Annotated in this window: 17 protein-coding genes; 7 read left to right on the forward strand and 10 right to left on the reverse strand. The window is 70.1% G+C overall.

Annotation, left to right across the window (positions count from 1 at the left end; all coding sequences use genetic code 11):
• Positions 1-14: 14 nt before the first annotated feature.
• Both ABZ845_RS01115 and ABZ845_RS01120 read right to left on the reverse strand, forming a co-directional pair.
• A complete protein-coding gene (locus ABZ845_RS01115; RefSeq protein ID WP_360972416.1) occupies positions 15-986 on the reverse strand; it encodes an ABC transporter ATP-binding protein in 972 nt (323 codons plus the stop codon).
• 120 nt (positions 987-1,106) lie between these two features.
• Positions 1,107-2,321: an NYN domain-containing protein gene (locus ABZ845_RS01120; protein WP_360971522.1), complete on the reverse strand. Its 1,215-nt coding sequence runs from the start codon at positions 2,319-2,321 to the stop codon at positions 1,107-1,109.
• A gap of 221 nt (positions 2,322-2,542) precedes the next feature.
• Here ABZ845_RS01120 and ABZ845_RS01125 point away from each other — a divergent pair, with 221 nt between their 5' ends.
• Positions 2,543-2,722, forward strand: coding sequence for a hypothetical protein (locus ABZ845_RS01125; protein ID WP_360971525.1), 180 nt, complete (start codon positions 2,543-2,545; stop codon positions 2,720-2,722).
• Positions 2,723-2,863: 141 nt separating this feature from the next.
• Here ABZ845_RS01125 and dnaE read toward each other — a convergent pair whose 3' ends face one another.
• Positions 2,864-6,403, reverse strand: a complete 3,540-nt coding sequence (gene dnaE / locus ABZ845_RS01130) for a DNA polymerase III subunit alpha (protein WP_360971528.1) — start codon at positions 6,401-6,403, stop codon at positions 2,864-2,866.
• A 320-nt stretch (positions 6,404-6,723) separates the two neighbouring features.
• Here dnaE and ABZ845_RS01135 point away from each other — a divergent pair, with 320 nt between their 5' ends.
• The 4 genes from ABZ845_RS01135 (at position 6,724) to ABZ845_RS01150 (ending at position 11,528) form a co-directional block, all read left to right on the forward strand.
• Positions 6,724-8,049 carry a DUF2252 domain-containing protein gene (locus ABZ845_RS01135; protein ID WP_360971531.1) on the forward strand — a complete coding sequence of 442 codons (1,326 nt, stop codon included), beginning with the start codon at positions 6,724-6,726 and terminating at the stop codon, positions 8,047-8,049.
• Positions 8,050-8,165: 116 nt separating this feature from the next.
• Entirely contained in the window at positions 8,166-8,855 is a 690-nt protein-coding gene (locus ABZ845_RS01140) for a hypothetical protein (RefSeq protein WP_360971533.1), read from the forward strand.
• Between the two features lie 112 nt (positions 8,856-8,967).
• Positions 8,968-9,777 (forward strand): thioredoxin domain-containing protein, encoded by an 810-nt coding sequence (locus ABZ845_RS01145; RefSeq protein WP_360972418.1) that lies wholly within the window; start codon positions 8,968-8,970, stop codon positions 9,775-9,777.
• A gap of 92 nt (positions 9,778-9,869) precedes the next feature.
• On the forward strand, positions 9,870-11,528 hold the full coding sequence (locus ABZ845_RS01150) for an alkaline phosphatase D family protein (protein WP_360971536.1): 1,659 nt from the start codon (positions 9,870-9,872) through the stop codon (positions 11,526-11,528).
• Positions 11,529-11,564: 36 nt separating this feature from the next.
• On the opposite strand, the gene ABZ845_RS01155 is transcribed toward ABZ845_RS01150, so the two are convergent.
• Positions 11,565-12,134 carry a dienelactone hydrolase family protein gene (locus ABZ845_RS01155; RefSeq protein WP_360971539.1) on the reverse strand — a complete coding sequence of 190 codons (570 nt, stop codon included), beginning with the start codon at positions 12,132-12,134 and terminating at the stop codon, positions 11,565-11,567.
• A gap of 69 nt (positions 12,135-12,203) precedes the next feature.
• On the opposite strand from ABZ845_RS01155, the gene ABZ845_RS01160 reads away from it, so the two are divergent.
• The gene (locus tag ABZ845_RS01160) at positions 12,204-13,319 is read left to right on the forward strand and encodes a mechanosensitive ion channel domain-containing protein (protein WP_360971542.1); all 1,116 of its coding nucleotides are present in this window, start codon (positions 12,204-12,206) and stop codon (positions 13,317-13,319) included.
• Between the two features lie 36 nt (positions 13,320-13,355).
• Here ABZ845_RS01160 and ABZ845_RS01165 read toward each other — a convergent pair whose 3' ends face one another.
• From ABZ845_RS01165 to ABZ845_RS01190, 6 genes are all read right to left on the reverse strand, one after another.
• On the reverse strand, positions 13,356-14,096 hold the full coding sequence (locus tag ABZ845_RS01165; protein WP_360971545.1) for an SDR family oxidoreductase: 741 nt from the start codon (positions 14,094-14,096) through the stop codon (positions 13,356-13,358).
• A 39-nt stretch (positions 14,097-14,135) separates the two neighbouring features.
• The gene (locus ABZ845_RS01170) at positions 14,136-15,719 is read right to left on the reverse strand and encodes a Na+/H+ antiporter (RefSeq protein ID WP_360971548.1); all 1,584 of its coding nucleotides are present in this window, start codon (positions 15,717-15,719) and stop codon (positions 14,136-14,138) included.
• Between the two features lie 159 nt (positions 15,720-15,878).
• Positions 15,879-16,346 carry a GNAT family N-acetyltransferase gene (locus ABZ845_RS01175; RefSeq protein ID WP_360971551.1) on the reverse strand — a complete coding sequence of 156 codons (468 nt, stop codon included), beginning with the start codon at positions 16,344-16,346 and terminating at the stop codon, positions 15,879-15,881.
• Positions 16,343-17,287, reverse strand: a complete 945-nt coding sequence (locus ABZ845_RS01180) for an RluA family pseudouridine synthase (RefSeq protein ID WP_360971553.1) — start codon at positions 17,285-17,287, stop codon at positions 16,343-16,345. The genes ABZ845_RS01175 and ABZ845_RS01180 overlap by 4 nt, the downstream gene beginning before the upstream one ends.
• Positions 17,288-17,353: 66 nt before the next feature.
• Complete coding sequence (gene lspA / locus ABZ845_RS01185) at positions 17,354-17,980, reverse strand: signal peptidase II (protein ID WP_360971556.1); 627 nt, start codon at positions 17,978-17,980, stop codon at positions 17,354-17,356.
• A gap of 95 nt (positions 17,981-18,075) precedes the next feature.
• Positions 18,076-19,587 carry a histone H1-like repetitive region-containing protein gene (locus ABZ845_RS01190; protein WP_360971559.1) on the reverse strand — a complete coding sequence of 504 codons (1,512 nt, stop codon included), beginning with the start codon at positions 19,585-19,587 and terminating at the stop codon, positions 18,076-18,078.
• Positions 19,588-20,214: 627 nt separating this feature from the next.
• Between ABZ845_RS01190 and ileS the strand changes: the two genes are divergently transcribed.
• Positions 20,215-23,352 carry an isoleucine--tRNA ligase gene (gene ileS / locus ABZ845_RS01195; protein ID WP_360971562.1) on the forward strand — a complete coding sequence of 1,046 codons (3,138 nt, stop codon included), beginning with the start codon at positions 20,215-20,217 and terminating at the stop codon, positions 23,350-23,352.
• The last annotated feature ends 81 nt before the right edge of the window (positions 23,353-23,433 follow it).

Consider the following 23,433-nt stretch of genomic DNA (forward strand, 5'->3'; position numbering starts at 1 on the left):
GGCCTCCCGCGCGCTCATGCCTTCACCAGCCCCTGGGTGCTGCCGCCGAGCGCGAGGTAGACGTCCTCCAGGCTGGGCGTGGCGAGGGTGAAGTCGTCCAGGGCGGCGAAGGCGGCGCCGCCGGTCACGGTGGCGACGGCCGCGCGCGCCTCCTCCGGGGCCATCCGCAGGGACCAGCGGCGCCCGGACTCGATCGCGCGGTCACGCAGTGCGGCGACCTCCGGCACCTGAAGCGGCGCCTGCTCCCGCCACACCAGTTCGACCCGCACCTCGCCCGCGACCCGCTCCTTGAGGCCCCCCGGGGTGTCGCAGGCGATGACCCGCCCGCGGTCGAGCACGGCGACCCGGTCGAGCACGGTCTCGGCCTCGATGACGTTGTGGGTGACCAGCAGCACGGTGGTGCCGTGCAGCGCCCGCCGCCGGTCCACGGCGGCCCATACCGCGCGCCGTGCGACAGGGTCCATCCCGGTCGTCGGCTCGTCGAGCACCAGCAGCGGTCGCTCCCCGACCAGCGCGGCGGCGAAGCAGGCGAGCCGGCGCTGGCCGCCGGAGAGCTTCTTGAGCGGCCGCGACGCGATCGGGGTGAGCCCGAGCTCCTCCAGGACGGCGTCCCGCTCCTCGCGCGCCCGCCTCGGATCGAGGCCGCGCAGCCGCGCGGTGGTCTCGGCGGCGAGCGAGACGGTCAGCTCGTCGAGGGCGGTGGACTCCTGGCCGAGGTAGGCGAGGATCCGCGCGGCCCGCTCGGGATGGCGCACGATGTCGTGCCCGAGGATCTCGACACTGCCGCGGTCGGGCCGCATCAGCCCGGTCAGCTGCCGTACGAGGGTGGACTTGCCGGCACCGTTCGGCCCCAGCAGCCCGAAGATCTCCCCGCGCCGGATGTCCAGGCGTACATCGTCGGTGGCCCGTACCTCGGGCGTGCCGGGCGTGCCGCGGCGGCCGCGTACGGCCGGATAGGTCTTGGTCAGCCCGCGCACGGCGCACACGACATCGCCGTCGTGCCGTTGTGCCTGTGCGGTGCGCGTATTCACAAAGGACGAGGGTACGGGGTGTCGGGCGCCCGGCGGTTCCCGGGGGCCCGCCCGGTCAGCCGCGCGGACCCCGGTTCACTCCCCGGCGGGGGCGTGTTCCGCCGCGGTGCGCTGGTCGATCTCCCGCCAGAACCCCGCCCGGATCGCGTACCGGTCGTGCTCGTCGATCTGGTCGTCCTTATGGGCGAGCAGACCGAACCGGGCGGCGTAGCGCAGCAGCTCCCCGTCGATGCGGTGCGGCACCCGCGGATACATGGCCGACAGCTTCTGCAGATGACTCGGGTCGGCGAGGCGCTCGATCCAGCGCCGCGCGAACACCTGTCCGACCTCGTAGGGGTCTCCGCCGACCGTGGTGATGTCCTCCTCCCGGTCGGCCCATCGCTGCTCCGCGGACGTCAGCTGCGCCAGCGTGGGCAGCGAGGCGGCATCCGGGGCCTCGGCCGCGACGGGCCGGTCCACCCAGCCCTTGTCGGACGACCAGCGCAGGGTCGCCCCCGCGGGCTGGTGCGCGGGATGGGCGCCGGGTGCCCGCAGCGCCGCCAGGTCCTTGGGAGTGGGGACGCCCTTGGCGGCCGGGACGCGCTCCTGGGCGCCGTTCTGCGCGGCGGTGGCCCCGACATGGTCCGGCTCGGGGGCGGACCGGTCCGCCCCCGCCGTGAGCGCCGACTCGGGCAGCGGCGCCGACAGGATCGCGGCGATCTCCGGACGCGGCGCGGGCGGGGGCGCGCAGATCCCGCCCAGCTCCTTGGGCCGTACGGCCTTGGTGATCCAGGCCCGGTCCAGCACCCGCCGCTCATCGGCCTCGGCGACCAGGTCCTCGGACTGGTTGTAGTCGCCGTCCGCGGCCTGTACGGCCCACAGGTGCACGGCGACCCCGTGCTCCTTCGCGGCCATCATGCCCGGAAGCAGGTCCCCGTCGCCGGTGACGAGCACGACGTCGGAGCAGGCACGGTTGCGGGCCAGCTCGGTCAGCTCGGCGTGCATCGCGGCGTCGACGCCCTTCTGCGCCCACCGCCCGTCACTGCGGGTCAGCGCCCCCAGGCGCACGGTGACCCGGGGCATCACGCGCAGCCTGCGGTGCTCGGGCTGCGGTACACGGTCGGGGGCGCCGTCGAACCAGTAGATGCGCAGCAGCGGCCGTTCCGTGTCCGACTCGGCGCGTTCGCGCAGGCCCTGGATGAGGGCGGCGTGGTCGACGGTGATCCGGGACCGGGAGGGCTCCCCGGCGATGAGGCTGGCGGCAGCCCCGAGCAGATACCCGGCGTCTACCAGGACGATGCAGCGGTCCACACGATCCACCCTCTTTCCGGAAGATTTGCTTCGGGCTTCCTTCGAGTCTGCCCGACCGCGAGGAGGTTAACGGCCCGAACTCGATCTTCGGCGTGGCGGAGTTCGGGACGGTGCGGCGACCGTCCTTATTACGCACGGTAATTGCACGACATGCGTTCTTTATCAGTCTATGTGAATCTGGTCGCGGCCCTGGCCCCTAAATCCCTACAGGAGGCACCACCATGGCCAAGAACAAGAACCGCAAGCAGGCCACCCCGCACAGCCGCTCCTCGCAGCCGGACGAGACCCAGGAGCGCACGCAGCGGCCCGCTTCGGACACGCATCAGTCGCCCATATCGCAGGTTCAGGGCAACCCCTCCGATGTCGCCCGTAAGCAACAGAAGCGATTCGGCCACAACTGAGGCCGGTGCCAGGGTTCCTGAAGCCCGAGGGGGCCGTCCGGGCCCCGGTACGCACGCAGGGGCGCACCCGTTTCGGGTGCGCCCCCTCGCGTATCGTGCCGTGCCGGCCGATCAGCCCGCGATGCAGGCCGGTTCGTGCGGTCAGCCCGTGAGACAGGCGGGTCCGAGCAGGACCTTCAGGTCGCCGTAGAGCGCGGGGTCCGGCTTGACCCGGTGCCGGTCCAGGCGAAGGACGGTGGTCTTGCGCGGCCCCTGGAGCCTGATCCGGACCTCGCTCTCGCCCTTGTGGTGGCTGAGGATCTCGCCGAGGCGGCTCACCATGGGCGGGGTCACCTTGACCGCCGGGATGGTGAGGATCACGGGCGCGTTGGTGCCCGCGTTGGACAGGTCGGGGACCATCAGCTCCATCGCGACCAGCCGGGGCACGTCCTCACGCTTGTCGAGGCGGCCCTTGACGAACACCACTGCGTCTTCCACGAGTTGGGTCGACACCAGCTGATAGCTCGCGGGGAAGAACATGCACTCGATGGAGCCGGCGAGGTCCTCGACCGTGGCGATGGCCCAGGCGTTGCCCTGCTTGGTCATCTTGCGCTGAAGACCCGAGATGATGCCGCCGATGGTGACCACCGCGCCGTCCGCGTGCTCGCCGCCGGTCAGCTGGGCGATGCCCGCGTCGGCCTTGTCGGACAGCACGTGCTCCAGACCGAAGAGCGGGTGGTCGGAGACGTACAGACCGAGCATCTCCCGCTCCTGGGCGAGCAGATAGGTCTTGTCCCACTCCTCGTCGGTGAACTGCACGTCGAGACCGAAGCCGGGCTCGTCGTTCTGCTCCTCGCCCATGCCGCCGAACAGGTCGAACTGCCCCTCGGCCTCCTTGCGCTTGACCGCGACCACGTTGTCGATCATCGGCTCGTACTGCGCGGTGAGGCCCTTGCGGGTGTGCCCCATCTCGTCGAAGGCGCCCGCCTTGATCAGCGATTCCGTGGTGCGCTTGTTGCAGACCACCGCCTCGACCTTGTCGAGGTAGTCCGGGAACGACGCGTACTTCCCCTTGGCCTTGCGGCTCCTGATGATCGACTCGACGACGTTCGTACCGACGTTGCGCACCGCGGAGAGGCCGAAGAGGATCACGTCGTCGCCCTGGGCGGCGAAGTTCGGCTCCGACTCGTTGACGTTCGGCGGGAGCACCTTGATTCCCATGCGCCTGCACTCGTTCAGGTAGACGGCCGACTTGTCCTTGTCGTCCTTGACCGAGGTCAGCAGCCCGGCCATGTACTCGGCGGGATAGTTCGCCTTCAGGTACGCGGTCCAGTACGAGACCAGTCCGTACGCCGCCGAGTGGGCCTTGTTGAACGCGTAGCCGGCGAACGGGACCAGGACGTCCCACAGGGCCTGGATGGCCTCGTCGCTGAAGTCCTTCTTACGCGCGCCCTCCTGGAAGAGCACGAAGTTCTTCGCGAGCTCCTCCGGCTTCTTCTTGCCCATAACCCGTCGGAGGATGTCGGCCTCGCCGAGCGAGTAGCCCGCGATGATCTGGGCGGCCTTCTGCACCTGCTCCTGGTAGACGATCAGGCCGTAGGTGACGTCCAGGACCTCCTTGAGGGGCTCCTCCAGCTCCTTGTGGATCGGCGTGATCTCCTGCTGGCCGTTCTTGCGCAGCGCGTAGTTCGTGTGGGAGTTCATGCCCATCGGGCCCGGGCGGTACAGGGCCGACACGGCGGAGATGTCTTCGAAGTTGTCCGGCTTCATCAGGCGCAGCAGGGAGCGCATGGGTCCGCCGTCGAACTGGAAGACGCCGAGGGTGTCGCCGCGCTGGAGGAGTTCGAAGGTCTTGGGGTCGTCCAGCGGGAGGCCGAGGAGATCGATGTCGATCCCCTTGTTGGACTTCACCATCTTGACGGCGTCGTCCATGATCGTCAGGTTGCGCAGACCCAGGAAGTCCATCTTCAGCAGGCCGAGCGACTCGCAGCTCGGGTAGTCCCACTGGGTGATGGTCACGCCGTCGGTGTGCCGGACCCAGACGGGGACGTGCTCGGTGATGGTCTCGCTGGACATGATCACGCCGGCGGCGTGCACACCCATCTGCCGCACCAGGCCCTCGACGCCGCGCGCGGTGTCGATGACCTTCTTCACGTCCGGCTCGTTCTCGTACATCCCCCGGATCTCGCCCGCCTCCGAGTAGCGGGGGTGGCTGGAGTCGGTGATGCCGGACAGCGGGATGCCCTTGCCGAGGACGTCGGCGGGCATGGCCTTGGTGAGGCGGTCGCCCATCGCGTACGGGTAGCCCAGCACGCGCGCGGAGTCCTTGATGGCGTTCTTGGCCTTGATGGTGCCGTACGTGCCGATCATGGCGACCTTGTCGGCGCCGTACTTCTCCGTCACATACCTGATCACCTCGACGCGCCTGCGCTCGTCGAAGTCGATGTCGACGTCGGGCATCGAGATGCGCTCGGGGTTGAGGAACCGCTCGAAGATCAGGCCGTGCGGGATCGGGTCGAGGTCGGTGATGCCCATCGCGTAGGCGACGATCGAACCGGCGGCGGAGCCACGGCCGGGACCCACCGCGATGCCGTTGTTCTTGGCCCACATGATGAAGTCGGCGACCACGAGGAAGTAGCCCGGGAAGCCCATCGAGATGATGACGTCCATCTCGTAGTCCGCCTGCTTCTGGCGGTCCTCGGGGACACCGCCCGGGAAGCGGCGCTCCATGCCGCGGCGTACCTCCTCCTTGAACCAGGTGACCTCGGTGTAGCCCTCGGGGATGTCGAACTTGGGCATGAGGTCCCGCTTCTCGAACATGCCCGACGTGTCGACCTGCTCGGCGACCAGGAGCGTGTTGCGGCAGCCCTCCTGCCAGGCGTCCGAGGAGTCGATGGCGTACATCTCGTCCGTGGACTTCAGGTAGTAGCCGGTGCCGTCGAACTTGAAGCGGTCGGGATCGGAGAGGTTCTTGCCGGTCTGGATGCACAGCAGGGCGTCATGGGCGCCCGCCTCGGACGCGTACGTGTAGTGCGAGTCGTTGGTGACCAGCGGCGGGATGCCCAGCTTCTTGCCGATCTCCAGCAGCCCGTCGCGGACGCGGCGCTCGATCTCGATGCCGTGGTCCATCAGCTCCAGGAAGTAGCGGTCCTTGCCGAAGATGTCCTGGTAGTCGGCGGCGGCCTTCAGCGCCTCGTCGAAATGGCCGAGGCGCAGCCGGGTCTGCACCTCGCCCGAGGGGCAGCCGGTCGAGGCGATCAGCCCCTCGGACCACTGGGAGATGGTCTCCTTGTCCATGCGGGGCCACTTCTGCAGCCAGCCCTCGGCGTACGCGTCGGAGGACAGCCGGAAGAGATTGTGCAGGCCCGTCGCGTTCGCCGCCCAGATGGTCTTGTGGGTGTAACCACCCGAACCGGAGATGTCGTCCCGCTTCTGGTGCGGCTGGCCCCACAGGATCTTGCGCTTGTTGCGCCGGGACTCGGGGGCGACATAGGCCTCGATGCCGATGATCGGGGTGACTCCGGCCTTCTTCGCGGAATGGAAGAAGTCGTACGCCCCGTGCAGGTTGCCGTGGTCGGACATGGCGATATGGGTCATGCCCATCTCATTGCACGCGTTGAACATGTCCTTCAGCCGCGCGGCACCGTCCAGCAGCGAGTACTGGGTGTGGACGTGCAGGTGCGTGAACGGCGGCTTTGACACGGCTTCGGCCTCCAGAGGTGGGCTGCGGACGGTCCGGTGGACAGCGTCGAATTCTATGCCTCGGCACTGACACCACGCGGCCGTCGCTACGTACCTTCATCCGGGCGGGCACGGTCGCACGCCCGTACCCGCGCGCCACGGACCGCGGCGGACACGGACGGCGTCATCCGTGTCTTCGTACGAGGGCCACGGGCACTCACGCGTACCGTCGTCCGTTGGACCCCCTTGGAATCCCTCGGAAATCCTCGGAATCCCTTGAAAGAGGGCGGGGCACCCCGTCCCACACATCACGCACCACCTGCACCTGGAGGCACCCAGCGATGTCGGTTCCGCAGCTCAGCGCCGAGCACCGCGGCGAGGAGATCCTCGCCGTCTTCGACACCGCCTTCGGCGAACTGCTCGCCGCCGACCCGGCCGCGTTCCGCGTGAAGTTCCGCAAGATGGCGGCCTCCGCCTTCGCGTTCTACCGAGGCACGGCGTGCCTCTTCTACCACGATCTGGACTCCGAGAAGCGCGGCGGCCCCTACCTGGACGACCGCACCTCGCGCGTGTGGATCCACGGCGACCTGCACGCCGAGAACTTCGGCACGTACATGGACTCCACGGGCCGTCTGATCTTCAACGTCAACGACTTCGACGAGGCGTACGTCGGGCCCTTCACCTGGGACCTGAAGCGCTTCGCCGCCTCCATGGCGCTGGTCGGGTACGCGAAGGCACTGAGCGACGAGCAGATCACCGAACTGGTCACGGTCTACGCGGAGGCCTACCGCGAGCGCATCCACGCCCTGGCGACCGGCGCCAAGAGCGACGAGGTGCCGCCCTTCACCCTGGACACCGCCCAGGGCCCGCTCCTGGACGCGCTGCGCGACGCCCGCTCGCTGACCCGCTTCGAACTGCTGGACTCGATGACGGAGATCCGCGACTTCGAGCGCCGCTTCGCCGGGGGCGGCGGATCCATCGAACTGGACGCGGCCACCCGCTACAAGGTGCTCGCGGCGTTCGACGGCTATCTGGAGACCCTCCCGGAGTCGTCCCTGGCCCGCCCGGACTCCTACCGGGTCAAGGACGTGGTCGGCCGCCGGGGCATCGGCATCGGCTCGGCGGGGCTCCCGTCGTACAACATCCTTCTCGAGGGCAACAGCGACGCCCTTGAGAACGACGTGGTGATCTACATCAAGCAGGCCCAGACCCCGGCCGTCTCCCGTCACATCACCGACCCGGCGATCCGCGGCTACTTCCAGCACGAGGGCCACCGCACGGTGATCTCGCAGCGCGCCCTCCAGGCGCACGCCGACCCCTGGCTCGGCTGGACCGAGCTGGACGGAGCGGGCCAGCTCGTCGCCGAAGTGTCGCCGTACGCGGTGGACCTGGACTGGAGTGACATCGACGACCCGGAGGAGATCGCGGCGGTCGTCGCCGACCTCGGCCGCGCGACGGCCGCGATGCACGCGGCGGCGGACGACCAGTCCGGGGAGTCCCTGGTGCCCTTCTCCACGGAGCGGGCCATCGACGCGGCGATCGCCGCCGACGAGGCGGGCTTCCCGGAGCTCCTCGTGGACTTCGCGCACGAGTACGGGGCACGCGCGCGTACCGACCACCAGATCTTCGTGGACCTGTTCCGCAACGGCCGGATCCCGGGCCTGTAGGAGTCCGAGAGGGCCTTCCTCCAGGTCACCGTCCGCAGGTCCCGCACAACGCTCCCGTAACACATGGCCTCCTTTTAAGGGGTCCTTACAGGAGCGCATGGGACACTCTCCCCGCTATGGACATATCCGGGACCCAGCTCAGAGCCGTACGCGCGGCGCTGTTCACGGCCGTGGTCGTGACACTCAGCGCCGCGTCGCACGTGCTGCTGTCCGAGGTCCCGCTGCCGATGGGGACGGTGGCCGCCATCGCCGCCGCCGTCTTCACCGCCGCCTACGCGCTGGCGGGCCGCGAACGCGGCTTCACGAAGATCGCCGCCGCTCTGGTCCCGCTGGAGCTGACGGCCGACACCGTGTTCACCACGGGCCAGCACACCTGTTACGGCAATGCGGGCGGCCCCGTGACCGGGCCCCTGCGCTCGGTCGGCCTGGACCTCCTGTGCAGCGGCCACTCCGTGGGCAGCTCGCTGCCCGGAGTCGCCGGCACCGGCACCGACCGGCTCGCCGCGCTCCTCGCGCACGCCGACCCGGCCACCGCCTGGCTGCTGCTCGCGACGCATGTGAGTGTGGGGCTCCTCGCCGCGGCCTGGCTGCGCCGGGGTGAGCGGGCGCTGGCCCAGCTGCTGCGCGCGGTGGCCGCGACCACGTTCCGGCCGCTGCTGTTCGCGGTGGCCGCGGTGACGGTGAGGCTTGTCCCGGTGCGCCGTCCGGTGCGGCGCGTGCACCACGTCGCCGCCGCCCGTACCCGGCTGTTCACGCACTCCCTGGGACGCCGGGGCCCTCCGCGCCCGCTCGCCTTCGCCCTGTAGGGCCTCCAGCCCCTCGGGCCGAGGCACCGAGCACTCCGGGCACCGAGCACCGGAAGACCCCCTTACGTATCCCGCGTACACCGTGTACGCGCGTCCCATGGAGATCATCCAAATGAGCCAGCGGAACAGCCAGTCGGCGAAGACCGCCGCCCGTGAGCGGCTGCGTCAGGAACGTGAGCGCCAGGCCAAGCGCGACAAGGCGAAGCGGCAGGTCATCGTCGCCGCCTCGATCGTCGGCGTCCTCGCCGTCGTCTTCGGCGTCAGCTACCTCATCGTGCAGAAGAGCAAGCCCACAGGGTGGGATGCCGCGAAGACGGCCAAGGTCGTCGCCCCGGCCAACACGACGGGCACGAACGGCACCACGGTCGTCGTCGGCAAGGACACCGCGAGCAAGACCCTCAAGGTCTACGAGGACCCACGCTGCCCCGTGTGCGCCCAGTTCGAGCAGACCGTCGGCTCCACCGTGCGGAAGGACATCGACGACGGGAAGTTCAAGTTCCAGTACGTCGGCGCCACGTTCATCGACGGCCATGACAACGGCGAGGGCTCGAAGAACGCGCTGAGCGCCCTGGGCGCGGCGCTGAACGTCAGCCCCGAGGCGTTCCTCGACTACAAGAGCGCCCTGTACTCGGCCAAGTGGCACCCGGACGAGACGGAAGACAAGTTCAAGGACGACAGCTACCTCATCCAGGTCGCCGACACCGTTCCCGCGCTGAAGAACAACACGAAGTTCCAGGACGCGGTCAAGAAGGGCACCTACGACGCCTGGGCGATGGCCATGTCGAAGACCTTCGACGACAACAAGGAGGGCGTGCAGGGCACCCCGACCTTCGTCATGGACGGCAAGAAGCTGAACGACGGCAACCCGCTGCTGACGGTGGCCGACTTCAACAGGGTGGTGGACGCGGCCCTCAAGGGCTGACACCGCCTGGAAAACCGGCCTCCACGTGAAGAGCGGGCGAACATTACGTGTTCGCCCGTTCTGGCGTGTACCGATCAGTAACCTGATCGTCCGTGACCAGTCGAAACCGATCATCCGAGAGCGCGGGGGCCCTCTCCCCGCGCCGCCGCACGGTCGTCAAGGCCGCCGCGGCGACCGCCGTCCTCGGCGTTCCGCTCGCGGCCGCCCTTCCGGCCCGCGCCGCCGAGGCCCCCGCCTTCCTGCACGGTGTCGCCTCCGGCGACCCCCTGCCCGACGGCATCCTGCTGTGGACTCGTGTGACGCCCACCGCACAGGCGATACCCGGCTCCGGGCTCGGCCCGGACACCGAGGTGAGCTGGGTCCTCGCCCGCGACAAGGCACTCACCGACGTCGTCTCCCGGGGAACCGTGACGGCGACCGCCGCCTCGGACCACACCGTCAAGGCGGACATCCGGGGCCTCGCGCCCGCCACGGACTACTGGTTCCGCTTCTCCGCCGGCGGCACCGACTCCCCCGTCGCCCGCACCCGCACGGCGCCGGCCGCCGACGCCGCCGTGTCCGGGCTGCGCTTCGGCGTCGTCACCTGCGCCAACTGGGAGGCGGGCTACTTCTCCGCCTACCGCCACCTGGCCGCCCGCAGCGACCTGGACGCATGGCTGCACCTGGGCGACTACATCTACGAGTACAAGAGCGGCGAGTACGCGGCCCGCGGCAAGGTCGTGCGCCCGCACTCCCCGGCGAACGAGATCATCACGCTCGCCGACTACCGCACCCGGCACGGCCGTTACAAGACCGACGCCGACCTCCAGGCGCTGCACCACAAGGCTCCGGTCATCGCGATCTGGGACGACCACGAGTTCGCCGACAACGCCTGGTCGGGCGGCGCCGTCAACCACACCGAGGGCGCCGAGGGCACCTGGGCGGACCGCAAGGCCGCGGCGAAGCAGGCGTACTTCGAGTGGATGCCGGTCCGCCCGGCGATCGAGGGCACCACCTACCGCCGGCTGCGCTTCGGCAAGCTGGCCGACCTCTCGCTGCTGGACCTGCGGTCCTTCCGCTCGCAGCAGGCGTCCGCAGGCAGCGGTTCGGTCGACGACCCGAACCGCACGATCACGGGCCGCGCGCAGCTCGACTGGCTGAAGGCCGGCCTGAAGGCGTCCGACACCACCTGGCGCCTGGTCGGCAACTCGGTGATGATCGCCCCCTTCGTGATCGGCTCGCTCACCGCCGACCTGCTCAAGCCGCTCGCCAAGCTGCTGGACCTGCCGCAGGACGGCATCGGGGTCAACACCGACCAGTGGGACGGCTACACGGACGACCGCCGTGAACTCCTCGCCCACCTGAGGAACAACGCGATCCGCAACACGGTCTTCCTGACCGGCGACATCCACATGTCGTGGGCCAACGACGTGCCGATCGACGCCGGGACCTACCCGCTGTCCCCCTCGGCCGCCACCGAGTTCGTGATCACCTCGGTGACCTCCGACAACCTCGACGACATCGTCAAGGTGCCGGAGGGCACGGTCTCGTTCGTGGCCGCGCCGCTGATCCAGGCGGCCAACCGGCACGTCCACTGGGTGGACACCGACCGCCACGGCTACGGCGTGCTCGACATCACCGCCGAGCGCGCGCAGATGGACTACTACGTCCTGTCCGACCGCACCAACGCGAACGCCACCTCGTCCTGGGAGCGTTCGTACCGCACTCGCAGCGGCACCCAGAAGGTCGAGCGGACGTACGACCCGGTGTAGCCCGTGCAGCCGGTGCGGAGCGTCTCCGGCATCCGGTCACAGGCTGTCGAGGAAGCCGAGTGCCACCCGCCAGGTGGCCTCGGCCGCCTCCTCGTCGTAGTCCGGCAGGCCGAGGTCGGTGTAGAGGTGTCCCGCTCCGGGGTAGCGGTAGATCTCCACGTCCGCGCCCGCCCGGCCCATCTGCAGATACCAGGCGCTCAGCCAGTCGTCCGTCTCGAACGGGTCCGGCTCGGCGACATGCAGCTGGACGGGCAGCTCGTCCACCGAGGCACTCGGCGCGATGTCCGAGGTGCCGTGCAGCAGAAGAAGCCCATGGGCGTTGCTGTCGCCGAGCGCGAGCGTCTGCGCGGTGGCGGCGCCGAAGGAGAACCCCGCGTACACCAGCCCTCGCTCCGAGTAAGGGGCCGCGGCCAGGACCGCCCGCTTGAGCAGTTCCTCCTTGCCGGTCTCCTCCTTGAAGGCCATGCCCTCCTCGACCGTGTCGAAGGTGCGGCCGTCGAACAGATCGGGAGTCCACACCTGGTGACCGGCGGCACGGAGCCGGTCGGCGGACGCGCGGACGGCGGGCCGCAGTCCGTACGTCGAGTGGAAGAGCATGATGTTCATGAGGCCATGGTGCCAGCCGGGATCCACGTCACATGTTCATGATGGCGTCGGCCGGTTACGTTCGAAGGCATGGAGAACGTACTGCGCCCGGTGATCGTCGTCGGCGGCACGGTCGTGCTCACACTGCTCATCGGGTGGGCCACGGACGTCCTGCTGCGCAAGGCGAACTGCCGGCACCCCGAGACGCCCCTGTGGGACCTGCTGCGCCGCGGACGCGTCCCCTATCAGCTCGTGCTGTGTGCGGCCCTGCTCAGAGGCTCCTATGCCCAGGCGAAGCTCCTCGAGGCCCACAGGGTGGGCGTGGGGCGGACCCTGACGCTGGTACTGATCGGTGCCGCCGCCTGGCTTGTGATCCGTATCGCGTCGGCGGTCGTGGAGACGTCGTACACCCGCTACGCCCGCGCCCACCACGATGCCGCCCGGGTCCGCCGGGTGCGCACCCAGGTGTCGCTGATCATGCGGGTGGTGGCGGCGGTCGTGGGCGTGGTGTCGGTGGCCGCCATGCTGCTGACGTTTCCGGCGATGCGGGCGGCCGGGGCGTCCCTGCTGGCCTCGGCCGGCATCCTCGGCATCGTCGCCGGTGTGGCCGCGCAGTCCACGCTGGCCAACCTGTTCGCCGGGCTCCAGATCGCGTTCGGCGACATGGTGCGGATCGGCGACACGGTCGTGGTGGACGGCGAGTGGGGCACCGTCGACGAGATCACGCTGACGTTCCTGACGGTACGGACCTGGGACGAGCGCCGGATCACCATGCCGGTGTCGTACTTCACCTCGAAGCCGTTCGAGAACTGGTCGCGCGGCGGCTCCCAGATGACCGGCATCGTCTACTTCCACCTCGACCACTCCGCCCCCGTGGAGGCGATGCGCACCAGACTGCGCGACTTTCTGCGCGAGTGCCCGGCATGGGACGGCCGCGACTACGCCCTCGCGGTCACCGACAGCACCCCCAACACCATGCAGGTACGGGCGCTGGTGACGGCGAAGGACGCGAGCGACATCTGGACGGTGCGGGTCACGGTCCGCGAGCAGATGATCCGCTGGCTGGCCGAGGAGCATCCGTACGCGCTGCCGCGGGTCAACACGGCGGAGGCGGTCCTGCCCCCGGCGGCCGGCAGAAACGGGCACACGGAGACCGGCGCGGCGGTCCACAGGGCGTTCGAGCAGCCCAGGACGGGCCGGGGCTGACCGGGGTCCCGCCGGCCCCGGTCCCCCTCGGTGGCCTCAGTGGCCGCGCTCGGCCCCGCCGTTCACCTGGATCACCTGCGCGGTGATGTGCCCGGCCCCGGGGGACGCCAGCCAGTGCAGTGTCTGGGCGATGTCGCCCGGCGTGCCGGGGCGCGCGGTCGATGTCTCCGCGATGAGCTGCTCGCGCCGCTCCGGGTCCATCGGGCCGCCGAAGAAATCGGTGTCCTCGATGTAGCCGGGCGCCACCACGTTCACCGTGACACCGCGCGGCCCCAGGTTCCGGGCCAGATCGAACGCGTACGGGTGCAGCCCGGCCTTGGCCGCGGCGTACGCACCGCCGCCGGAGCCGCGGTAGGCGGCGATGGAGCTGACGAACAGCAGGCGCCCGCCGGGTGAGGCGAGCCGGTCCCGCAGCGCCTCCGTGAGCAGGACCGAGGTGAGCACGTTCAGCCGGAAGTTGACGGTCCAGGTGTGCGCGACGGCTTCGAGGGGGTCCTCGGGGGCTGCCTCGGTCTCGAGACCGCCGCTCCCGCCCGCGTTGTTGACGAGGACGTCCACGGTGCCGAGTTCGGCGGCCACGAACCGGGCGACCCCGCGTACGGCGTGCGGGTCGCTCAGATCTGCCGCATAGGTGAGGGCCCCGGGCACCCCGGCCTTCTCGAGCACCTCCGCTCTCCGGCCGAGGAGCAGCACCCGGTCCCCGTCCGCGGCGAAGGCCCGCGCCGCCGAGAGCCCGATACCCGTACCGCCCCCGCTGACCACCACGTTGCGTGTCATGATCCAACCGTACAAAAACGGACCCCCGCGAGGCGGCCGTCAGCGCAGACTGCGTACATCGAGATGGCGCAGCACGCGGTCGACGACCTCCGGGTCCGCGCCCGGCTCGCTGCGCGCCGCCAGCACCTCGTGCCGCGCCGCGCTGAGCATCTCGCCCTGGATCCGGCGCAGCCGCTTCAGGCGCCTGGCGCGCTGCTCGTACGCCTCGCGCCGCTCCTCGTCCCCGAGGTCGGGACTGATGCGGGCGCCGATGTCCGAGGCCCCGCGCGCCAGTTGCTCGGACAGTTCCTGGGGGAGTTCCTCGACGTCCTCGATCTCCTTCAGCCGCCGTTTCGCCGCCCTGGTCGCGCGGATCGCCAGCTCCCGCTCGAACGCCGCGCCGATCTCCGCGTCGGCCCGCACCCCCAGCCGCTTCACCAGCCAGGGCAGGGTGAGCCCCTGGAGCACGAGCGTCGCCATGATCACCCCGAAGGCGATGAAGACGATCTCGTTCCGGTCGGGGAACGGTGACCCGTTCGCCGTATTCAGCGGGATGGCGAGGACCAGCGCCACCGATGCCACGCCCCGCATGCCCGACCACCACATCACGACGGTCTCCCGCCATGACATGGGGATCTCCTCGTCGTAGTCCCGCAGGGCGTGCAGCTGCTTGGTGAGCCAGGTCGCGGGCAGCAGGTACACCAGACGTACGAGGATCACGACGGCCACGATCGCGGCGGCCCAGCCGAGCATCTCGTGCCACCGGCCGACCGCGGTACGGATCGCCTGGTGCAGTTCGAGCCCGATCAGACCGAAGGCGACACCCGTGACGAGGGTGTCGACCACGTCCCAGAACGTGTGCCCGGCCAGCCGCATCAGCACGTCGTCCGGGTCCTTCGCCTCCGCCAGGTACAGAGCGGTGACGAGCACGGCGAGCACTCCCGAGCCGTGCAGTTCCTCGGCCAGGACGTAGGAGGCGTACGGCACCAGGAGCGTGAGTCCCACTTGCAGGGTCGCGTCGCCGAGCATGCTCAGCAGCCTGATGGAGATCCAGCCGAGCGCGAGCCCGATGGCCAGGGCGACGAGGGCGGAGAGCACCAGTTCGAGCGAGGCGCGCGGCAGCGAGAACGTTCCGCTGACCACGGCGGCGATGGCGACGTGGTACAGGACGATCGCCGTGATGTCGTTGAACAGACCCTCGCCCTCCAGGATCGACACCAGCCGGCGGGGCAGTCCGAGCTGTCCCGCGACGGCGGTCGCCGCGACCGGATCGGGCGGGGCGACCAGGGCGCCGAGCACGACCGCCGCGGCGACCGGCAGTCCCGGCACGATCGTATGGGCCACGACGGCCACGCACACGGTGGTGATGAACACCAGCGCGACCGCCAGCAGGAAGATCGGCCGCTTGTTGGCGGCGAACTGCCGCCATGAGGTCCGGCGCACCGCCGCGTACAGCAGGGGCGGCAGCAGCCCGGGCAGGATCAGCTCGGGCGGGATGTTCACGTTCGGCACGAAGTCGAGCAGGGCCAGCACGATCCCGACCAGCGTCATCAGCACCGGCGCCGGAAGCCCCAGACGGTCGCCGACCGGGACGCTCACCACGGCTCCGAGCAGCAGCAGGAGCAACAGGGCCAACTGATCCACGGCAGCGCTCCGGGAAGATCGACGTCCTTCGAGCAGACCCCCAGCCTGCCATGATGTCCGTCCCTGGAGCTTCCAGGCGCCCTCGGCCCGGCCCTGGCTGCCCTCGGCCGGAGGCTGCTCCGGCAAGCGCCTCAGCAGCCTCCGGCTACTGCCGCGGCACTAGAGAGGGCGTCGCATCGCGCGGTGCGGGATTCCGGCGTCGGGGAACTCGGGCCCGTAGACCTCGTACCCGAGGCGCTCGTAGAACCCGAGCGCGTGCGTCTGCGCGTGCAGATCGACCGCCGACAGCCCACGCTCGCGTGCGGCCTCCTCGATCGCCCGCACCAGCGCCGCGCCCACACCGAGGCCGCGCGCCTGACGCGTCACCGCGAGCCTGCCCAGGGAGCCGACGCAGGGATCGCCTCCGTTCTTCGCCACGGCAGGCTCACCCGTCAGCAGCCGGCCCGTGCCCAGCGGGGCGCCGTCGTGCCGGACGGCCAGCACGTGCACGGCGCCCCCGTCGTAGGCGTCGTACTCGATGCCCTCGGGGACGCCCTGCTCATGGACGAAGACCTCCTTGCGGACCGCGAAGCACGCCTCGCGGTCGGCGGGGTCCTCGGCGATCCGCACCGTGTACACGGCGGTCACGCCCAGCTCTCCTCGCGCACCTTGTCCAGTGCCTTCTGAAGGTCGGCGGGGTAGTCGCTGGCGAACTCCACCCACTGCCCGTCCCCGGGGTGCTCGAAGCCGAGCCGGACGGCGTGCAGCCACTGGCGGGTCAGCCCGAGCCGCTTCGCGATCGTCGGGTCGGCGCCGTACGTCAGGTCACCGACGCAGGGGTGCCGGTGGGCGGCCATGTGGACGCGGATCTGGTGGGTGCGTCCGGTCTCCAGCTTGACGTCCAGCAGGGAGGCCGAGCGGAAGGCCTCGATCAGGTCGTAGTGCGTCACCGAGGGCTTGCCGTCGGCGATGACCGCCCACTTGTAGTCGTGGTTGGGGTGACGGCCGATGGGCGCGTCGATGGTGCCGCTGGTCGGATCGGGGTGGCCCTGCACCAGCGTGTGGTAGCGCTTGTCCACCGTGCGCTCCTTGAACTGGCGCTTGAGCGAGGTGTACGCGTGCTCCGACTTGGCCACCACCATCAGGCCCGAGGTGCCCACGTCGAGGCGGTGCACGATGCCCTGGCGCTCGGAGGCGCCGGAGGTCGAGATGCGGTAGCCGGCGGCGGCGAGACCGCCGATCACGGTCGGGCCCGTCCAGCCGGGCGAAGGATGCGCGGCGACACCGATCGGCTTGACGATCACGACCACGTCGTCGTCATCGTGGACGATCTCCATGCCCTCGACCGGCTCGGCGACCACCTGTACCGGGGCGGGCGCCTGCGGCATCTCGACCTCGAGCCAGGCACCGCCGCGAACCCGCTCGGACTTGCCGACCACCATGCCGTCGACCAGCACCTTGCCCGCCGCGGCCAGCTCGGCCGCCTTCGTGCGGGAGAAGCCGAACATGCGGGAGATGGCGGCGTCTACGCGCTCGCCCTCCAAGCCGTCGGGCACGGGCAGGGTACGGATCTCGGGAAGCGTGCTCACCCGTCGAGTATGCCGGACGGGTGAGACAGCACCGTACGAGAGCCCCGTACGACCCCGGCCGGGCGCTCAGCCCTTGTGGACCGTTCCGTCCGGGTCGAGGCCCCGGAAGGACAGCAGCACGATCAGGATGCCGCCGCAGACGATCGCCGAGTCGGCGAGGTTGAAGACGGCGAAGTCCTTGGGCGCGATGAAGTCGACGACCGCACCCTTGAACACGCCCGGGGAGCGGAAGATGCGGTCGGTGAGGTTCCCCAGGGCACCGCCGAGCAGCAGACCGAGCGCGATGGCCCAGGGAAGGCTGTAGAGCTTGCGGGCCAGCCGGGCGATCACCACGATCACGATGACCGCGATCGCGGTGAAGATCACGGTGAATGCCTCGCCGAAGCTGAAGGCCGCGCCGGGGTTGCGGATCGCCTCCAGCTTCAGCCAGTCCCCGATGATCCTCACCGGCGTGTGGTGCTCCAGCTTGGCGACCACGATCAGCTTGCTGACCAGGTCGAGGGCGTACGCGAAGGCAGCGACCGCGAACAGCACCGCGATCCGGCGCCTGCCCCTGGGGATCTCAGCGGTCCCGGACCCAGCCTCTGCCGCGCGAGCGCCCTCGTCCGGGGCCTGGCCGCCGGACTGGTCAGGCCCGGCCCCCGACGCGTCTGGGATGTCCGGCGTACCGATGATGCGCTCCGCCTCTGCCACGTGAGTCCTTCAACGTAGATGCCCTGACTGAGGACGAGAGTACGACATCACCCGGCATCGCCGACTGTTCAGGACCGGTGTCCGGACCGGGACCATCAGTGGCGTTCCTGCTTCTGTTTGCACTCCACGCACAACGTGGCACGGGGAAACGCCTGCATGCGGGCCTTCCCGATGGGGTTGCCGCAGCTCTCGCACAGTCCGTAGGTGCCGGTGTCCAGGCGGTCCAGGGCGCGCCGGGTCTGATCGAGCATCTCCTGGGCGTTGGCGGCGAGTGCCATCTCGTGCTCACGCGTGATGTTCTTGGTCCCGGTGTCCGCCTGGTCGTCGCCGGCGCCGTCCCCTGAGTCGCGCATCAGGCCGACCAGCGCCTGCTCGGACGCGTCGATCTCACCGCGCAGACGCAGCGCCTCGGACTCCAGCTCCGCGCGCGCGCCGGCCACCTCCTCAAGGGTCCACGGGTCCTCGCCGGGGCGCACCGCCAGTTCGCCGGGCTCAGCCGCGACGCCCCTCCCCGGGGTAACCGCGCTGGGGTCCTTCGTTGCCGTGGCCGTGCCAGGGGTCTTCTTCGCAACCACCGTCGTGGCTCCCGTCTGCTTCGCGGCCCTTCCCGCGCCCGCCTTGTTGGCCGTGCTCTTCTTGGCCGCACTCTGTGTGGGGGTGCTTCTTGTGGTCCCGCCCTTAGGGGCGGTGCTTTTCGGGGCGGTGCCCTTCGAGGAGGTGCTCTTCGAGGAGGTGGCCTTGGCAGGGGCTGTCGTCTCGGCGGACGTCTTCTTGCTCGCCGGTTTCCTGACCGCCGTTTTCTCGGCCGCCGTCTTGCTGACCGCCGCCTTCTTGGCCGCCGTCTTCTTGCTTGCTGTCTTCTCGGTACCGGCCTTCTCCGCAGCGGCGCCGGCCGGGACGGACCGCTTCGCGGTGGCACTCCTGACGACGGGCCCCTTTGCCGTGGTCTTCTTGGCGGCGGTCTCCTTCGCCGTGGTCTTCTCGGCGACGGTTTTCTTCGCCGTGGTCTTCTCGGCGACGGTCTTCTTCGCCGTGGCCTTCTCGGCGACGGTCTTCTTCACCGCTGCCGCCTTCTTCGCGACGGGCCCCTTCACCGCTGCCGCCTTCTTCGCGACGGGCCCCTTCACCGCTGCCACCTTCTTCGCGACGGTGCCGGCGGCCACCGGCGCCTCCTTGGCGGGGGACTTCTTCGCCGTCGTCTTCTTGGCTGCCGTCTTCTTGGCTGCCGCCCGTTTCCCGGTCGGCTCCTTGGCAGCCGGCCGCCCGGCGCCTCCCGGCTCCTTGGCCGCCTTCGCCGACGAACGCGTCCCCGACGCGGCCCTCGCCGTGACCGGCTCCGCGGCCGAGTCCCCGGCCGTCGCCCGCAGGCGACCGCCCCTGGCCTTCCCATCGGCCCGCGAGGTTCCGTCGACGGGCGTCGCATGCGCGGCCACCGTGCTCCTTCCCACCGCGCCCAGCATCTTCACCAGACCGGCCGCCCGGCTCCCCAGTCCCGGGCGGTTGTTCTTCCTGCCCCGCGCGTCCCCGGCCACAGCACCGCCCAGGGCAGCCGCATCCGTGGGTCTGCCGGACGCCGACTGCTGTACGGCGGTCTTCTTCGCCACCATGGCCGCGGCCCCTTCACATATTGTGATCTTGCACGCGAATCGGTGCTGGGACGATAAATCGACTTCCGGCCCGCGGCAACTGGGCACGCCAGCAGTTCGCCCGCCCCGCGCGTCCGGCATGGCAAGCCTGCAACCGTTGTGCCCAGCTCTCCGACCGGTAATCCGCCGGACGCGTCCTCCTGGAACACGGACGGCGCGTCACGCCGTTCGGGTCGCCCCAGCCCCCGGAAACCCGCGGCCCCGGACGGTGGAATTTCGGTCGGCCGCTGTCCGTGCGGCGCCGTACACTGGGCGGAGCGAACAGCGTGGATGGGGACGAGTAGCGCCGTACGCAGCCATGAGCGACCCGGGGACGGTGGAAGCCCGGGGGCGAGCGCGACGTGAACATCACCCCTGAGCCGCCGGAAGAAAGCCCTGGACCGCGAGTTTTTCACCCACGGTCCGCCCAGGGCCGGTAGAACCGGCATCGCGATCTCAATGAGGGGGTTCACCGGCGCCCACAGCGCACCGGGGAGCCAAGGAGGGTGGTACCGCGGGAGCGCGCCGCACATGGCGTGCGGGGAATGCACGCATTCCCCGGCTCTCGTCCCTCCGACGGAAGGCAGCACATCCGCCGGAGGAAGATCGATGACGACGTACCGCCAGGTGCCCGCCCAGGTCGACCTGCCCGCCCTTGAGCACGCCGTGCTCGACTTCTGGCGCGAGCAGAAGATCTTTGCCAAGAGCCTGGAGCAGTCCGAGGGCCGCCCCGAGTGGGTGTTCTACGAGGGCCCGCCCACCGCCAACGGCATGCCCGGCGCCCACCACATCGAAGCCCGCGTCTTCAAGGACGTCTTCCCGCGCTTCCGCACGATGCGCGGCTACCACGTGGGGCGCAAGGCCGGCTGGGACTGCCACGGCCTGCCCGTGGAGCTGGCGGTCGAGAAGGAGCTCGGCTTCAGCGGCAAGAAGGACATCGAGGCGTACGGCATCGCCGCGTTCAACGCCAAGTGCCGCGAGTCCGTGACCCGGCACACGGACGCCTTCGCCGAGCTGACGACCCGTATGGGCTACTGGGTCGACCTGGACGACGCGTACCGGACCATGGACCCGGAGTACGTGGAGTCGGTCTGGTGGTCCCTCAAGGAGATCTTCAGCAAGGGCCTGCTGGTCCAGGACCACCGCGTCGCCCCCTGGTGCCCGCGCTGCGGCACGGGTCTGTCGGACCACGAGCTGGCGCAGGGCTACGAGACGGTCGTCGACCCGTCCGTGTACGTCCGCTTCCCGCTCACCTCCGGTCCGCTGGCGGGCGAGGCCGCGCTGCTCGTGTGGACGACCACCCCCTGGACGCTGGTCTCCAACACCGCCGTCGCCGCCCACCCCGAGGTCACCTATGTGGTCGCGACCGACGGCGAGGAGAAGCTCGTCGTCGCCGAGCCGCTCGTGGGCAAGGCGCTCGGCGAGGGCTGGGAGAGCACGGGGCAGACCTTCACCGGCGCCGAGATGGAGCGCTGGACGTACCAGCGCCCCTTCGAGCTGGTCGAGTTCCCGGCCGAGGCGCACTACGTCGTCAACGCGGAGTACGTCACCACCGAGGACGGTACGGGTCTGGTCCACCAGTCCCCCGCCTTCGGTGAGGACGACCTCAAGGTGTGCCGCGCCTACGGCCTGCCCGTGGTCAACCCCGTGCGCCCCGACGGCACCTTCGCCGAGGACGTCCCGCTGGTCGGTGGCGTCTTCTTCAAGAAGGCCGACGAACAGCTCACCGAGGACCTCCAGCAGCGGGGCCTGCTGTTCAAGCACATCCCGTACGAGCACAGCTATCCGCACTGCTGGCGCTGTCACACCGCGCTGCTGTACTACGCGCAGCCGTCCTGGTACATCCGCACCACGGCCGTCAAGGACCGTCTGCTCGAGGAGAACGAGAAGACGAACTGGTTCCCCGGGACGGTCAAGCACGGCCGGTTCGGCGACTGGCTGAACAACAACGTCGACTGGGCGCTGTCGCGCAGCCGCTACTGGGGCACTCCGCTGCCCGTCTGGCGCTGCGAGGACGATCACCTCACCTGCGTCGGCTCCCGTGCCGAGCTGTCCGCACTGACCGGCACGGACCAGTCGGAGCTCGACCCGCACCGCCCGTTCATCGACGAGGTCACCTTCGCCTGCCCCCACGAGGGCTGCGGCAAGCTGTCCACGCGTGTGCCGGAGGTCATCGACGCCTGGTACGACTCCGGGTCGATGCCGTTCGCGCAGTGGGGCTACCCCTACAAGAACAAGGAACTGTTCGAGTCCCGCTACCCGGCGCAGTTCATCTCCGAGGCCATCGACCAGACCCGCGGCTGGTTCTACACGCTGATGGCCGTCGGCACCCTGGTCTTCGACAAGTCATCGTACGAGAACGTCGTGTGCCTGGGCCACATCCTGGCGGAGGACGGCCGCAAGATGTCCAAGCACCTGGGCAACATCCTGCAGCCGATCCCGCTCATGGACCAGCACGGCGCGGACGCGGTGCGCTGGTTCATGGCCGCGGGCGGCTCCCCCTGGGCGGCCCGCCGCGTGGGCCACGGCACCATCCAGGAAGTCGTCCGCAAGACCCTGCTGACGTACTGGAACACCGTCGCGTTCCAGGCCCTGTACGCCCGCACCTCCCAATGGGCACCCAGCCAGGCCGACCCGGCCCCGGCCGACCGTCCGGTCCTGGACCGCTGGCTGCTGTCGGAGCTGCACTCGCTCACCGACCAGGTCACGCAGGCCATGGAGGCCTATGACACCCAGCGCGCCGGCAAGCTCCTGTCCGCCTTCGTCGACGACCTGTCCAACTGGTACGTACGCCGTTCACGCCGCCGCTTCTGGCAGGGCGACAAGGCCGCGCTGCGCACCCTGCACGAGGTCCTGGAGACCGTCACCAAGCTGATGGCCCCGATCACCCCGTTCATCACCGAGCGGGTGTGGCAGGACCTGGTCGTGCCGGTCACCCCGGGCGCCCCCGAGTCGGTGCACCTGGCGTCGTGGCCGGAGGCCGACACCTCCGCGATCGACCCGGAGCTGTCCCGGCAGATGGTCCTGGTGCGCCGCCTGGTGGAGCTGGGCCGTGCCACGCGTGCCGAGTCGGGCGTCAAGACCCGCCAGCCGCTGTCACGCGCCCTGGTCGCGGCGGCCGGTTTCGAGACCCTGGACCGGGAGCTGCACGCGCAGATCACCGAGGAGCTGAACGTCGAGGCGATCGCCTCCCTCTCCGAGGTCGGCGGCTCGCTGGTCGACACGAGCGCGAAGGCCAACTTCCGCGCTTTGGGCAAGCGGTTCGGCAAGCGCGTCCAGGACGTGGCGAAGGCCGTCGCGAACGCCGACGCCGCCGCGCTGTCCCTGGCCCTGCGCGAGGGCTCGGCCTCGGTGCAGGTCGACGGTGAGACGATCGCTCTCGCGCCCGACGAGGTGATCATCACGGAGACCCCGCGCGAGGGCTGGTCGGTCGCCTCCGACTCCGGCGCCACGGTCGCCCTCGACCTGGAGATCACCGAGGAACTGCGGCAGGCGGGCCTCGCCCGTGACGCGATCCGCCTGATCCAGGAAGCCCGCAAGAACAGCGGCCTGGACGTCGCCGACCGCATCGCCCTGCGCTGGACGGCGACCGAGGCCACGGTGATCACGGCCCTGGCCGAGCACGCCGGACTCATCGCCGAGGAGGTCCTCGCCACCGACTTCGCCCAGGGCGAGGCCGATGACACGTACGGAGAGCCGTTCACCGACGAGGGCCTGTCCCTCACGTTCCGCCTGCGCAAGGCGTAAGGCACACGCCGAAGGCCCTGGCCCGCCGGAAAAATCTTGGCGGGCCCGGGCCTTCGGCGTTGCGTACGTACGCACAGCCGC

This window comes from Streptomyces sp. NPDC047022 (assembly GCF_040644155.1).
Classification (GTDB): Bacteria; Actinomycetota; Actinomycetes; order Streptomycetales; family Streptomycetaceae; genus Streptomyces.

What these genes read in the sequence shown, in the direction of transcription:
- ABZ845_RS01125 (WP_360971525.1), top strand. Translation starts at nt 2,543, where the DNA reads ATGGCCAAGAACAAGAACCGCAAGCAGGCCACCCCGCACAGCCGCTCC.
- ABZ845_RS01135 (WP_360971531.1), top strand. Translation starts at nt 6,724, where the DNA reads ATGTCGGTTCCGCAGCTCAGCGCCGAGCACCGCGGCGAGGAGATCCTC.
- ABZ845_RS01140 (WP_360971533.1), top strand. Translation starts at nt 8,166, where the DNA reads ATGGACATATCCGGGACCCAGCTCAGAGCCGTACGCGCGGCGCTGTTC.
- ABZ845_RS01145 (WP_360972418.1), top strand. Translation starts at nt 8,968, where the DNA reads ATGAGCCAGCGGAACAGCCAGTCGGCGAAGACCGCCGCCCGTGAGCGG.
- ABZ845_RS01155 (WP_360971539.1), bottom strand. Translation starts at nt 12,134, where the DNA reads ATGAACATCATGCTCTTCCACTCGACGTACGGACTGCGGCCCGCCGTC.
- ABZ845_RS01160 (WP_360971542.1), top strand. Translation starts at nt 12,204, where the DNA reads ATGGAGAACGTACTGCGCCCGGTGATCGTCGTCGGCGGCACGGTCGTG.
- ABZ845_RS01165 (WP_360971545.1), bottom strand. Translation starts at nt 14,096, where the DNA reads ATGACACGCAACGTGGTGGTCAGCGGGGGCGGTACGGGTATCGGGCTC.
- ABZ845_RS01190 (WP_360971559.1), bottom strand. Translation starts at nt 19,587, where the DNA reads ATGGTGGCGAAGAAGACCGCCGTACAGCAGTCGGCGTCCGGCAGACCC.
- ileS (WP_360971562.1), top strand. Translation starts at nt 20,215, where the DNA reads ATGACGACGTACCGCCAGGTGCCCGCCCAGGTCGACCTGCCCGCCCTT.